This is a genomic window from Mucilaginibacter gracilis, from assembly GCF_003633615.1.
Taxonomy (GTDB): Bacteria; Bacteroidota; Bacteroidia; order Sphingobacteriales; family Sphingobacteriaceae; genus Mucilaginibacter; species Mucilaginibacter gracilis.
In genome coordinates, this window is sequence record NZ_RBKU01000001.1 from 6,602,208 (window position 1) to 6,615,674 (window position 13,467).

10 protein-coding genes are annotated in these 13,467 nt (G+C 43.6%); 2 read left to right on the forward strand and 8 right to left on the reverse strand.

What is annotated here, in order from left to right:
* The first annotated feature begins 82 nt into the window (after positions 1 to 82).
* Positions 83 to 661: a Crp/Fnr family transcriptional regulator gene (locus tag BDD43_RS29385; RefSeq protein ID WP_121201777.1), complete on the forward strand. Its 579-nt coding sequence runs from the start codon at positions 83 to 85 to the stop codon at positions 659 to 661.
* 195 nt (positions 662 to 856) lie between these two features.
* On the opposite strand, the gene BDD43_RS29390 is transcribed toward BDD43_RS29385, so the two are convergent.
* From BDD43_RS29390 to BDD43_RS29415, 8 genes are read right to left on the reverse strand one after another with little or no spacing between them, the layout of a single operon-like run.
* The gene (locus tag BDD43_RS29390; protein ID WP_121201778.1) at positions 857 to 2,641 is read right to left on the reverse strand and encodes a carbamoyltransferase family protein; all 1,785 of its coding nucleotides are present in this window, start codon (positions 2,639 to 2,641) and stop codon (positions 857 to 859) included.
* Between the two features lie 7 nt (positions 2,642 to 2,648).
* A complete protein-coding gene (locus tag BDD43_RS30720) occupies positions 2,649 to 2,798 on the reverse strand; it encodes a DUF5989 family protein (protein WP_262707441.1) in 150 nt (49 codons plus the stop codon).
* Between the two features lie 9 nt (positions 2,799 to 2,807).
* Entirely contained in the window at positions 2,808 to 3,188 is a 381-nt protein-coding gene (locus tag BDD43_RS29395) for an SxtJ family membrane protein (protein WP_121201779.1), read from the reverse strand.
* On the reverse strand, positions 3,188 to 5,026 hold the full coding sequence (locus tag BDD43_RS29400; RefSeq protein ID WP_121201780.1) for a GDSL-type esterase/lipase family protein: 1,839 nt from the start codon (positions 5,024 to 5,026) through the stop codon (positions 3,188 to 3,190). Before BDD43_RS29400 ends, BDD43_RS29395 begins: the two co-directional genes overlap by 1 nt.
* The gene (locus BDD43_RS29405) at positions 5,026 to 7,002 is read right to left on the reverse strand and encodes a glycoside hydrolase family 127 protein (protein ID WP_121201781.1); all 1,977 of its coding nucleotides are present in this window, start codon (positions 7,000 to 7,002) and stop codon (positions 5,026 to 5,028) included. Before BDD43_RS29405 ends, BDD43_RS29400 begins: the two co-directional genes overlap by 1 nt.
* 53 nt (positions 7,003 to 7,055) lie before the next feature.
* Positions 7,056 to 8,174, reverse strand: a complete 1,119-nt coding sequence (locus tag BDD43_RS29410; RefSeq protein ID WP_246001827.1) for a RagB/SusD family nutrient uptake outer membrane protein — start codon at positions 8,172 to 8,174, stop codon at positions 7,056 to 7,058.
* Entirely contained in the window at positions 8,122 to 8,691 is a 570-nt protein-coding gene (locus tag BDD43_RS30725) for a RagB/SusD family nutrient uptake outer membrane protein (protein ID WP_246001830.1), read from the reverse strand. Before BDD43_RS30725 ends, BDD43_RS29410 begins: the two co-directional genes overlap by 53 nt.
* Positions 8,692 to 8,702: 11 nt before the next feature.
* Complete coding sequence (locus BDD43_RS29415; RefSeq protein ID WP_121202165.1) at positions 8,703 to 11,972, reverse strand: SusC/RagA family TonB-linked outer membrane protein; 3,270 nt, start codon at positions 11,970 to 11,972, stop codon at positions 8,703 to 8,705.
* A 167-nt stretch (positions 11,973 to 12,139) separates the two neighbouring features.
* Between BDD43_RS29415 and BDD43_RS29420 the strand changes: the two genes are divergently transcribed.
* On the forward strand, positions 12,140 to 13,267 hold the full coding sequence (locus tag BDD43_RS29420; protein ID WP_121196770.1) for an ISAs1 family transposase: 1,128 nt from the start codon (positions 12,140 to 12,142) through the stop codon (positions 13,265 to 13,267).
* The last annotated feature ends 200 nt before the right edge of the window (positions 13,268 to 13,467 follow it).

A 13,467-nucleotide genomic window follows, 5' to 3' on the forward strand; every position in this document is an offset into this window, starting at 1 on the left:
CCCTCACCCTCCTTTTAGGATTTAATACACAACGTATTCGCATGTTGTGTATTTTTGGTTTTGATCCAATTCAAATTTTGATATGATAACCAGCTTATTGACCAGCATACAAAAAGTGATTGCGCTAAGCCCTGTAGAAATTGATACCGTGAAAGCTTTGTTTAAGGAAAAGATTTATAAAAAGGGCGACTATTTCCTGGAAGAAGGACGGATTTGTAAGCAAGTAGGATTTGTGGCAAAGGGATTGATGCGGTTCTACATTAATAAGGATGGGGAGGAAAAAATATACGACTTTTCACAGGAGAAAGAATTTGTATGCAACTACGAAAGTTTTCTTCCGCAGGTTCCATCTTCAAAAAACATTCAGGCTTTAGAAGACAGTATCGTTTTTGTTATTTCGCATGCTGACCTGCAACTATTTTATGCAAACGTTCGCGGCGGAGAACGTTTTGGCAGGGTTGCCATTGAAGCGGTGTTTGTAAAATTACTTCAGGATATCAGCTCATTATATGCCGAAACACCTGAACTACGTTACGAGCGGTTTTTAAAAAACCATGCAGATTTGCAACAAAGAATATCCCAGTACCATATTGCCTCATTTGTTGGGGTAAAACCGCAATCACTCAGCCGTATCCGCAAAAGAATTTTTACCCAGTTCTGATTGGTTAACCCCGGTCCATCTTTGCGGGCTTTATTTCATGATAATTTTGCTTTATCAATTTAATAAAAAAAAGATTTTAGTAACCAGACATTTGGAAAATATACCTTCATTAGAATATGTTTAGAAATTTTAAAGGTTATTGAAGGAGTTTGCACACACAAACGGCCTGCAATCATTTCCTCTAAACTGTATCGCTTATTTTCTCAACAAAAAATCTTCCAGCACTAAAATGTCCATACCTGTTTGCATAAAACAGGCAATAGCTTGCCTGGGGGTATTTACTATCGGCTCGTCCATACGGTTGAAGGAGGTATTAATGAGGCACGGGCAACCTGTTAACTTGTAAAAAGCCTGTAGCAGGTTGTAAAACCCTGTATTTCCATGTGAATTAACGGTTTGCAAGCGAGAGGTATAATCAATATGGGTTACAGCGGGAATAACTGATCGATGGATTTTTATTTTATCAAAACCCTTAAGTGTATGTTCTTCTCCGTTGCTTGAAAGCCAAAACCGTTGTTTAACAGTAGTTACAAACAACATATATGGACTCGAACCCGGCCACTCAAAATATTTTGCGGCGTGCTCTTCTAACACCGCAGGGGCAAAAGGGCGAAAAGATTCCCGGAATTTAATCTTCTGGTTTAAAACGCTTTGCATGGCTGCATTTCTCGGATCGGCCAGGATACTACGGGCTCCCAGGGCACGCGGACCAAATTCCATACGCCCCCTAAAGTAACCTACTACTTTTCCATCGGCCAAACAAGCTGCTACTTTTTCGTTCAGTTTTTCTGTCGATAGCTCTTCAAAGCTGAAACCATTTTCTATCAAAAATTCCCTGATTTCATCGTTAGAAAAAGACGGCCCCAATAGGGCATTCTGCATTTTATCACCTCTCCCGGTATCCTTTCGGGCATCTGCCGAATATCCATAATAAACCGCGTAGGCGGCTCCCAATGCCCCGCCGGCATCTCCCGCAGCGGGCTGAATCCAGATTCGTTTAAAACCAGATTGTTTTAATATTTTTCCGTTCACCACGCAGTTTAGTGCCACGCCGCCGGCCATGCACAAATCATCAATTTGGTATTCCCGGTGCAAAGCAGATGTTAGCATGAGCATGATCTTTTCGGTAGCGGCCTGGATGGAGCTGGCCATGTCCATATAAAACTGGCTGATCTCTGCTCCGGCTTGCCTTGGCGGTTGGCCAAACAGTTGGTTAAACCGGGACGATGTCATGGTAAGGCCAGAGCAATAGTTAAAGTATTGCATGCAGAGGCGAAAGGAACCATCATCTTTCAAATCTACCAGATACCTGAAAATCAGGTCGGTATACAGTGGTTCGCCGTAGGGTGCCAGGCCCATTACTTTATACTCATCGCAATTTACTTTGAAACCGAGGTAATACGTAAATGCCGAATAAAGCAAACCTATGGAATGCGGAAAATTGATTTCCTTTATCGGTTCAATCCGGTTACCAATGCCAATTGCTACCGAGGTGGTTGTCCATTCTCCTACGCCATCTGCTGTTAGTACTATGGCTTTGTTAAATGGTGATGGATAAAAGGCCGAGGCCGCGTGCGACTGGTGGTGCGTGGTAAATAGCAGTTTATTTGTTTTAGGATTCCAGTTACCATCGATGCTTTTAAATTGTTTGATCAGGCTTTTCTTTAAAAACAGTTTATCCTTTAACCATACAGGCATGGCTTTCACAAAGGAAACGAAACCTACCGGGGCAAAGGTTAGGTAAGTATCTAACAATCTTTCAAATTTGAGGAATGGCTTTTCGTAAAAAACAATATAAGCTACCTGGTTAAGTGTGATTTTAGCTTCGCTGAGGCAATACAAAATGGAATTTAGCGGGAAGCTTTCATCGTTTTTTTTGCGGGTAAAACGTTCTTCCTGTACGGCAGCTACAATATAATCATCTTTTAAAAGGCAGGCTGCGCTGTCATGAAAATATGCCGAGATGCCAAGCGTGTACATACCCGGCTTAAAATAAACTGTAGATGAAAGGAGCCAACGCCGATCCCTGGGCTAAAAACAAAAAGAGACTCAGGATAAATAAAAAAATAAACAAAGGCCAAAGCCAAAGCCTTTTTCCCGACCATAGAAACATCAAAAACTCGCCTATAATTTCCATATCATCTATTTAAAATTGCTGCTCCAGGGAGCTGTTTGGAGCCGGCTTTGTGGGCCTCCAATAAGAACCATTGGGTTTTAGTTTTAACTCCAGCGCTTGTTTGCCAAGCAACCGCATAATAAGTCCGATGGGGCATATCACTAAATAAAACACCACTAACAAAATAATTGTTGTATTAATCAACCCCAAAGCATCACCCAATTTAGTCCAACATACTCTTAATGGCTTTAATATTGTTGGCACTATCAAAGCAACAAGCACAAGCAACACCCCTACAGCAGCAAGCACCAATGAAAAACGATGGTGCACCAGCTCTCGATATATGGAGATAAAGAGGCAAGCTATACCTGTTATTAGTCCAAATTTTCTATTTAGAACTTTTTGTTCCATTAGTTATATTTTAACGCGGCTTCATCGGCACCTATAGCATGGTAGTTTGCTGCTATTCTGTCGTAGGCCGCCTTATCCGGGGTTTGCGATGTTGCCTTTTTTAGCCTGATGATATCTAAAACCATAGCCCGCATATTGCTAAGCCCCGCGTATGCCGGGTTTTGCTGTAAAGCCATATCAATATAGGGTATGGCATTGGCAGGCATATCACTTTTTAAATATACCAGGTAAATATTTTGAATATTGGTGAATGATGGCTCCAGTTCATAGGCCTTTTTAAAATAATAAACCGAATTGGCAGTATCGCCTAATTCAAAACTTAAACGACCGGCATAAATAAGGTAGATGGTTTTTTTAGGCTTTTCGAGCATTATTGCCTCTACCACCTTGAGGGCTGTTTTTTTATCATTTACCTGCATGCTGTATTTAAAAAGCTGGCTCATGGCATCCAGCCAGCTTATGCGGTTTACCGATAATGCCCCTGCAAGTTGCTCATCAATACTGTTGCCGCGTTTAAACCCGGCAGGTATAGGTTTATTGAACGGCCAGCCTGCTTGCAGCATCATTATGGTATATGCACCGTAAAGCGAATCAACTTTGGTTACCGGCATTTTGTTAATTAGTTCGGCAAGGCCCATTTCCTTTTCTGCATGTGCTTTTATCAGGCGCGATTCTTTGATCGACTGGTAAAAAGCTTCAGAAAGCAAGGCATATCCGTATAAATTAGGGTGCACATGCTCCAGCAAAGTTTCGCTTCCTAAAATGCCGTGAGGCGAATATTGTTCAAAAACCTCAAGCGCGTTAACCAAATGAACATTATTGTATTTTTCGGCAAGGCCGATGATAGTCTGGTTCATGGCCTCGGGCGCCCTAAAACGCAACAAATCAAGCTCTTTGGCCTTAATATAATGTTGTTTGGCGGCTGCATAATTTCCAGCAAGATAAGATGCCGTTGCCTGTGCGAACTGGTTATCGGCAGAAACTGCCAATTTACTAGGTTCGCTAATAAATGGTTTCAAATCTTTTTGATTGCTAACCAGCGTGCTTAAAAAAACGGGCACCTTTTGCTGCTGCATAAAATTGCACAGCTCATCCATATTGTTTTTAAACTGATCAATACCGGCTTTGTACGCGTTAGATTGATAGCCTATTTCCTGTTGGCTGGCCATACGTTCCATCAGGTTATTACGCTGATCAACATCCGCGGATGCCGGCTTAAAACTACGCATCGTGTTATTAATCAGCTGTACTAAACGTAGTGTTTTTAACGCAAGCACTGTTTTTACCAGCAAGCGGTTATTGGCTATATGGCTGGTTGACCCTATTCCTAAAGCCCCGTAATACTCGTTGTGTCCTGTGTATACCAACACCGCGTCGGGCTGGTATTGCACCACCTGCTTGCCAAAATCAAGCACGGTATAAGAGTTCACAGCCGTTAGCGAAACATTAATAACTTCAAACTGTAGCCCAGGGTAAGTATGCATAAGCCGGTATTGCAACCAGCGGTGAAATGAACCATTATGCAGGTAAGGATAACCGGCGGTGGTTGATTCGCCCAAAACAAAAATCCGGAAGGTGTTTTTAGCTTTTATTACTTTGAAGGGCTCGATACTGCCTTTTGTTGCATTAGCCGTATCGGTAAAATACCGCTCGGATGCGTATTTATTGATCACCCAATAATCGGGACTATCGGGGTAGCGGATAAACAAGCTGGTATTATGCCCGTAATTAAACAGGCGTAAAAAAAGCTCGGCAAAAACTAAAATAACAAGGGGAAGGCCGAAAGCAACCGCCCTGAACCATTTTAGTTTTTTACCAGAGATCTTCCCGTTCTGCATTATTTACTGCTGTTTACTTCGGGGAACCAAACCGTCATTTCGCCTTTACCCCTATTGGCCCATGAGTAATAAGGGATAGCGGTAAGCTCAACCTTTTTAGCGGCCGCGCCATTAACGCCTTTACTCAACACCTCTCCTTTTAAAACCGTTACGCCGTTTAACAGGCCGGCTTCGGTTACAGGTTTAAAAGTAGCATTCGCCGGAATCTCGATGGTGCTTACACCAGCTTTATTATCTGCCCACTCGGCACAATACATAATTGGGCCACGCTGTAAAGCTGTTTTGCCTTTATCATCTGCTAATGCTGTATTGGCAATTACTTTTTTTACCTGCATGGGCAAATCCATTTGAATGTTATCACCTTTTTTCCATTGCCTGTTTATTATTGCATAACCATTTTCAATTTTATAGCTTATTGGCTGGCCGTTTAATTTTATGCTGATGTGAGCGGCGGCTTTGTTTTGAAACGAATACAGATTTGATGGAATAGCCTGGGCCCTTGCCCAACCCGGTAGCCTTACACGCATGGTAAAAGTAGCGGGTGCCTGTGGCGAGACAACAAATGCAAGCGCACCATTCCAGGGGTAATTGTTACGTTGTACTATGTTTACTTTTTTGCCTCCAACTTCAAGCGACGCCGTGCCTGCTATAAACAGGTTTACAAAAACGTTGTTATCTTTTTGGGCATAAATATAGCCTGATAACGATGGCAGGAAGCGCGCCATATTGGTTGGGCAGCATGAACATTCAAACCAGCCCGAACGGGCGGCCTCTAAAGCCGGGTGCGTAAAACCATTGGTTACCTGCATGGCATTGGTGTAAAAAAACGATTGCCCATCAAGCCCAACACCCGAAATGAGGCCGTTGTATAACACTTTTTCAAGTACATCAATATATTTAGCCTCGCCATGCAGCAAAAACATGCGCTGGTTCCAGTATACATCGCCAATGGCTGCACAGGTTTCGTTGTAAGCCGTGGTGTTGGGCAGTTCATAATCAGCCCCAAAACGCTCACCTCCCGGTACGGCCCCAATTCCGCCCTGAACATAAATTTTCTTGCTCACCATGTTGTTCCATATCTTATCAATAGCGGTAAGGTACTCCTTATCGCCAGTTAAGGCGGCTACATCGGCCATGCCCGAGTATAGGTACATGGCGCGTACAGCATGACCTTCGGCATCGTTCTGGTCAACAACCGGCAGGTTATCCTGCCAGTACATCCCGTTTTTCCATTCGTCGGCACTGGTTTTATCATAGGCACGGTGGCCGCGTTCGTCAATGAAAAACTTAGCCAGGTTTAGGTATTCCGTTTTCCCGGTAATACGGTACAGGCGTACCAGGCCCATTTCTACAATTTCGTGCCCGGGCGCAACATGTCTTTTACCCGGCCCAAAGGTTTTAACCAACAAATCAGCATTGCGCAAAGCTATATCTAAAAAATTACGCTTATTGGTGGCCAGGTAATGCGCCGCAGCAGCCTCAAACATATGGCCCGAATTGTATAGCTCATGGCTAAGCTCGTTCTCTTTAACCCAACGCTCCGGCCCCGACCATGGGTGCGGATGCAAGGGATCAATGGTGCGGGCGGTATATAAATAACCATCTGGTTCCTGGGCTTTACCCACAATGGTGATCAGCGAATCGACATAAGCGTTTAGCCTGGCATCGGGATAAACGGCCATGGAATAGGATGCGCCCTCAATAGTTTTATAAATATCGGTATCATCAAAAGGGAACTTGGTGCAAAAGCTACCACTCCTGGCGGCGGCCATTTCAAAGTTTTTTACCCGGCCGGTGTTTTCGCAACGGGCAAATGATGCCGGTATGGTAACGGTACGGTTAGTTTCAATGCGTGGCGACCAAAAATGGTCGTCGAGCTTTACATTGGTAAACGATACCGGTTTTATAGGATAATCCTTGTTTTGCGCATAAGCCACACCACAGTAAAACGATAAAACAATTAATATTCTCTTCATCTTTTCAATATTAAAACAGCACAGGGCATTTTAGGCCCTGTGCATTCAATTTATTAATAACCGGTATTTTGTTTAAGGTTGGTATTTTTAACAACTTCTTGCCTTGGTAACGGCAGCAAAGTGCGGTAATTGCCGTTTGGCGAGTGCGACAGCCATGATTTTTGGGTATAAACCCCAAAGCGGATCAAATCCTGCCTGCGGCGGCCTTCGGTATTAAACTCCCAAGCCAGTTCATCTAAAAACCTGCCGTATTGAATATCGGCTCCACCCTCGTGCGTGGTATTAAGGTGGTTTCTCAGCCCGTAATCATAGGTACTGCCTTTTTGCAAATCGACACCGGTAACGGTAGCTTTTGCAGGGTTGGCCGTAAAGTTACGCTGCCTAACCTGGGTAACTAACAGGGCCGCGCCATTGGCATCGCCAGATCGTAACATACTCTCGGCCTTCATCATCAATACATCGGCATACCTAAACAGCGGAAAATCATTACTTAGGCCTAACAAAGCACCTTGCTTGTACTCAAATTTACCAAGCCTGAAACCGTGTACCTCTTCGGTTGAATCAACACCGGGCACTACATTAATGTAGTTGAGCGGTTTACCGGTATAAGCCCCCAATGAGCCATTGATAGGCACACCGGCCAGGGTGTATTGCTGCCCCTGTATCCAGTTGTTTTTTAGCCTGCTATCGTCGGAATCAAACGTGTTGATAAATTGCGGTATTGCGCAAATACCACCCCAGGGCGAGTATTGAAAGTTATAGGTGGCCTGGTTCTCTGGCTCAAGGCTTTCCATGTGTAAAGCAAAAGCGTTGGCACCATCGGCAGTAAACTTTTCGTCAAAAGGAATAGCGAAAATGATCTCCTTTGAATTTTGATTTTCGGTAGCGAAAACCGAGCTCTGGCTAGCTTCCAAACCAAAACCAACGCCCGAGTTAATAATGGCGTCGCACTCGGTGATACATTTATCCCATGCGGCAGTACCTGTATAAACACCTGCATTAAGGTAAACTTTAGCTAACAATGCATGCGCAGCCCATTGGTTAAACTTACCATAGGTTGTTTGATCATTGGCCTTGCTTAACAGCGGCAAATTGGTAGTAATTTCTGATACGATAAAATTATAAACCTCCAGCCGGCCTCTGTGTTGGCAAATACCCGGCAGGTAAATCAAACTTAGTGATAATGGGCACGCTGCCAAAAAAATCACAAAGGGGGTAATAAAACGATGCACGCAAAACCTTCAATTCGGCCAGGGCGGCATCTTTACCTGTTGTAATAGGGATAAGGCCATTCTCTATCTGGTAAATAACCCGGTTGCAAGTAGTAATACCAGCATAGGCGTTGTTCCATATCTGGTAGCAGTTATCCTCATCAGATGTCCATTTATGTTCATGAACCCGGCGATAAATGCCACCATCTACCCAACCATTAGGGCGTTCGGGAATTACCAGCTCATCGGCCGAGATTTCGTTTGTTCTGAAAACAGAGTTGGCACTACGCCCAAGCTCCAACGGGCGCCAATACGTATACCCTGCGCCAAGTAACGAGGCCAGATCTTCGGAACCCGGCGTAAAGTTGCTGGCTACAATAGTGGAGTAATCCTTATCTTTTAATTTGGTGCAGGAAAATGTAATAGCAACAGCGGTTAAAACTACTGCGCTGCTTAATATATAATGTATCTTTTTCATGGTTTTAATGATTAAAAGTTTGCGCTTAAGCCCAATGTAAATGTCCTGGTGGTTGGATACTTGTCACGGTTATCATTACCGGGATCCAATCCGCTGCGGCTCACCTCAGGGTCAATCCCTTTGTAACCGGTTATTACAAATGTGTTAAGCGTAGATACATAAACGCGTGGCGCGTGGATATACTTTGATTTTAAACTGTTGAAGGTATAGCCCAGGTTGATGTTGTCAATTTTCCAGAAATCGCCATTTTCAATATAATAGCTATTAAACTCAAGCGGCATGGTTTTATTAAGCACCGCAGTACCAAACACCTTATCATTGGCAGATTTTAGGCGGTTATAATATTGTACAGAGGTGTTTTCATAGTACATCCGCTGAAAATTAAGAATCTGGTAGCCAAAAGCACCGCGCATGGTTACACCAAAATCCCAATCTTTATAACGGATACTGTTGTTCCAGCCGGCGTAGTATTTCGGCAAACCATTACCTAATACCTTTTTATCTTCAAATGAGTGGGTAAAATCTTTATAAGCTACTGAGTTGCCGTTCCGATCTTCATAGATCCATTGTCCGTCTGCCGACACACCGGTAACTTTAAAGCCATAAAAATCGCCAATATTTTTACCTACGGTAACAATATTGGTAAAGGTTTGAATAGGCTCGCCGGTGCCACCTGTTGTAAAGTAATTACTAGTTGTTTGATAGGTTTCGTTTGATAAGCTGATGAGCTTGTTGGAATTGGTTGAAAAATTGAAGCTGGTTGTCCATTGAAAATCTGCTTTGCGTATAGGGGTTATGTTCAATAAAAACTCGATACCTTTATTTTGCATGGTACCCACATTTGCCCTGGTAGATGGGTATAGATTTGGCGGACTTGGCACCGCATAATCATATAACAAACCTTCTATTTTACGGTTATAAAGATCAACCGAGCCGGTAATCATCCCTTTAAGCAAGCTATAGTCCAAGCCCAGGTCGGTTTCATGTTTTTCTTCCCAACGCAGGTTTGGGTTTGGATTTTGCGATGGCCCTAGTGTTTGTACCCATTGGCCGTTTGATAACACGTAGTTACCATAGCCCAACAAACCTACACCCAAAAAGCCTTGTGCCGGCTGGTTACCGGTAACGCCATAGCCTGCACGCAGCTTTAAATCATCAAAAACATGCTGCCCCTTCATAAACGATTCTTTGGTGATCCGCCAGCCCACCTGTATAGCCGGGAAGGTGCCCCAGGGTTCTTTTGCTCCATAAAGCTGGCTGGCAGCTTCACGGCGTACGCTGGCCAGTAACAGATACCTATCTTTATAATTATAGGTAGCACGGCCAAAAAAGCTAATGAGATTAGTTTCTGATCTTGAACTGCTTTCAACACCCAACCCATTGGCAGCGGCGCGGCCTAAGCCGATGTTGTTATAGCTGAATATATCGGTTGGAAAATCATGGTTTTGCTCAAAAAACGAAAACGTATCATTATCCTGATAGCTATAGCCGCCCAAAACTGAAAAGCTATGATCTCCCATTGTTTTTTTGTATTCGGCAGTTAACTCCAGCAACCGGTCTATAGATTGTGTTGAACCAACACCTGGGTAACCATTCAAGTGATCACGGATATTAGAGATGTTCTGCTTATTTTCTGAATAGCCTGCTGTTTGGTTAAAGCGCGTGTATGAACCCAGTGCCGATAGCTTAAGGCCATCAAATGGCGTAAGGGTAATGGTTGAGTTATATTTTGATGTTGTGTTTGATGTTTTGCCGTCGCTGTTATAAATCATCGATACCGGGTTTTGGTAATTAAAAATGCTTGGTTGCTCAAAATAAGTACCATCGGCATTTTTAATAGGCGCGGTTGGGTTTTGCAGTATGGCCTGGCGATAGGTGTAGCCATTAAAACTCCCACCATCCTGCGTTTGGGTAAAGGCGTTATCCTGTTGTAATAAACCAAAGTTGATTTTCAATTTATCATCAAACATATAATGGTTGATATCAACCCGGCCAGAGAAGGTACGGTTATCTGATTTCTGGAAAATCCCATTCAATGAGCGGTAATTAACCGAAGCCAAATAATTGGTTTTGCTGTTACCACCTCTTAAAGTAAGTGTGTGAACGGTAGTTATCGGCAGGTTGTTTGAAATCGCTTTAAGCCAATCTGTTGAGCTACCTAAATCGTATGATTTATCCCTGGTACCAGCCGCTATCTGGGCGCGGTAGTCGGCCGCGGTAAACAATTTAGGTTCACGGGCAAGGGTTTGGGTACTTACGTAACCGCTGTAATCAACCGCGTTGGTAAAATTGCTGCTGGCGCGTTTGGTGGTAACGATGATTACGCCATTGGTACCGCGCACACCGTAAATGGCCGCTGCCGATCCATCCTTCAGCACATCAATGGTTTCAATATCTTCTGGCACAACCGTTTTTAAACTTCCGGGTACGCCATCAACCAATACCAAAGGATCAGAGTTGGCACCCAATAATGTGGTGTTACCCCTTAACAGGATTACCGAGCCTGATGTAGGATCGCCGCTTGGGGCAGATACCGAAAGACCGGCCACCTTACCCTGTAATAACTGGCCGGCATCTAACACCGGGCCTTTTACAAAATTTTCGGCCTTAACGGTAGCTACCGAACTGGTAACGTCGCCTTTACGCTGGCTACCGTAACCAATAACAATAACCTCATTAAGCGAACTTTGCGATGCCACCAGGCGCACGTTGATTACACTACGACCACCGGCAGGTATTTCCTGCGAGTTAAAACCTATAAAAGAAAATATAAGGATAGCTTTTTCGATTTCGTTATCCGGAATATTCAAGGTGTATTTACCGTTAGCATCGGTTTGGGTACCCATGGTGGTACCCTTTATGCTTACGCTAACACCGGGCAAAGGCTGGTCATGATCGTCAGTTACTTTACCTGTTATAGTTTTGGTAACTGCCAGTGATGCATTTTCGGGCTCATCGGTATTCGCTGCATCGGGTTGTTTTGCGGCGGTTACAGCCTTTGCCAAAACTATCTGATCGCCAATAATATCAAACGTAATGCCTCTTGGCGTTAATAGCTTGCTAAGCACGGCGCCCAGCTTTTCCTGTTTGGCGTCTATAGAAAGGCCAAATTCATTTTCTACAAGGTTTTTACGGTATACAAACTTCAGGTTGGTTACTTTTTCCAACTGTTGTATAGCGTTGGTAAGACTTGTATTTTGAATATTATAATCAACCCGCTTATCAAGCAGGCCCTGCCCTTTGCTGGTATTTGCAAAGGAAATGCCTGTAAACACAAGCATGATTATAATTTGACTAAAAGTGATCCTCATAATTTTACACCAGGGCTGACGCATAAGAATAGTTAAAAGTTGATATGGTTATGAACAAAGTGTTGGAAACGTAGGTATAACTTTTGTGGTTTCGGGAGGATTAGAGTCGGGTTAGCGTTTTTTCTTTGTAAAAGCATATGACGACTTCACTTCACAATCATTTTAGATGGATACCTGATCCTCGTACAGGTAATAATAAGAAACACAATTTACTGGAAGTTATCATTTTGTCGGTATTGGCCGTTCTATGTGGTGCAGAAAGCTGGTACGAGATGGAAGAATTCGGGAAGGAGAAAGAAGATTTTTTAAAGCAGTTGCTGCCTCTTGAAAACGGCATACCCAGTCATGACACGATCAACCGGGTTTTTATGCTGATCGATTCGGCGCTTTTTGAACAGTGTTTTCGTGCCTGGACAGCGGAACTTAGCCGGGGTCTTGAGGAGTCGGGCCTGTCTGGCGAAAAGGAGTTGATCGCTATCGATGGAAAGAGCATCTGTAACAGCGCCTGCAAACACCAGGGGTTGGGGGCCTTGCATTTGGTAAGCGCCTGGTCGGGTCGTAACCAGTTGGTACTGGGGCAACAAAAAGTGGATGACAAGAGCAATGAGATTACGGCGATCCCAGCATTGTTATCGCTATTGAACATCAAAGGGGCGGTAGTAAGCATCGACGCAATGGGTACACAGAAAGCGATTGCTGAACAGATTGTCGAAAGCCAGGGCGATTATATCCTTGCTTTGAAACAGAACCAGGAAACACTTTATGAACAGGTAATCAATCAGTTCAACTTTAAAGAAGACAGTTACAGCCAGCACCTGGATAAGGGCCACGGGCGGGCGGAGATCAGAGACTGCAAAGTCATTCATGAACTTAACTGGGTTGACGAAAAGGAAAATTGGAAGGGAATAAAGACCATCATCAAAATAACCTCGGAAAGGATAATAGGTGACAGCCACTCCATACAAGACCGCTACTATATCTCCAGCCTCCGTGCTGATGCTGCCTATTTTAACCAAGCCATCCGCGCACATTGGGGCATTGAGAACCAATTGCACTGGCAGTTGGATGTCGGATTTGGCGAAGATTACAATACCACACGGAACAAACAGACCGCCCAAAACCTTGCCGTAGTCAGAAAGATAGCCCTAAATATCCTAAAAGCCGACAAAACCAGTAAGGCCAGCCTGAAAGCAAAAAGAAAAATGGCCGGGTGGAACCATAAATTTCTTCTTTCATTACAATTAATCGCTAAAACAAATTCCTAATGCGTCGGCCCTGAATTTTACACCAGTCAAAGTGGTTTTGTAAATAAATTTTCATACATTTAAGTGTTTCTTTTTGAAAAAATTGAGACATAGGTTTTCCGGTTCACCTTTTCAGGCGTTACATACCGGGGATTTAAAAACTATAGGGGTGTCTCCAGCACTCCTATAATTTTTTCAGGAAATTTGGGATGGGGTTAATT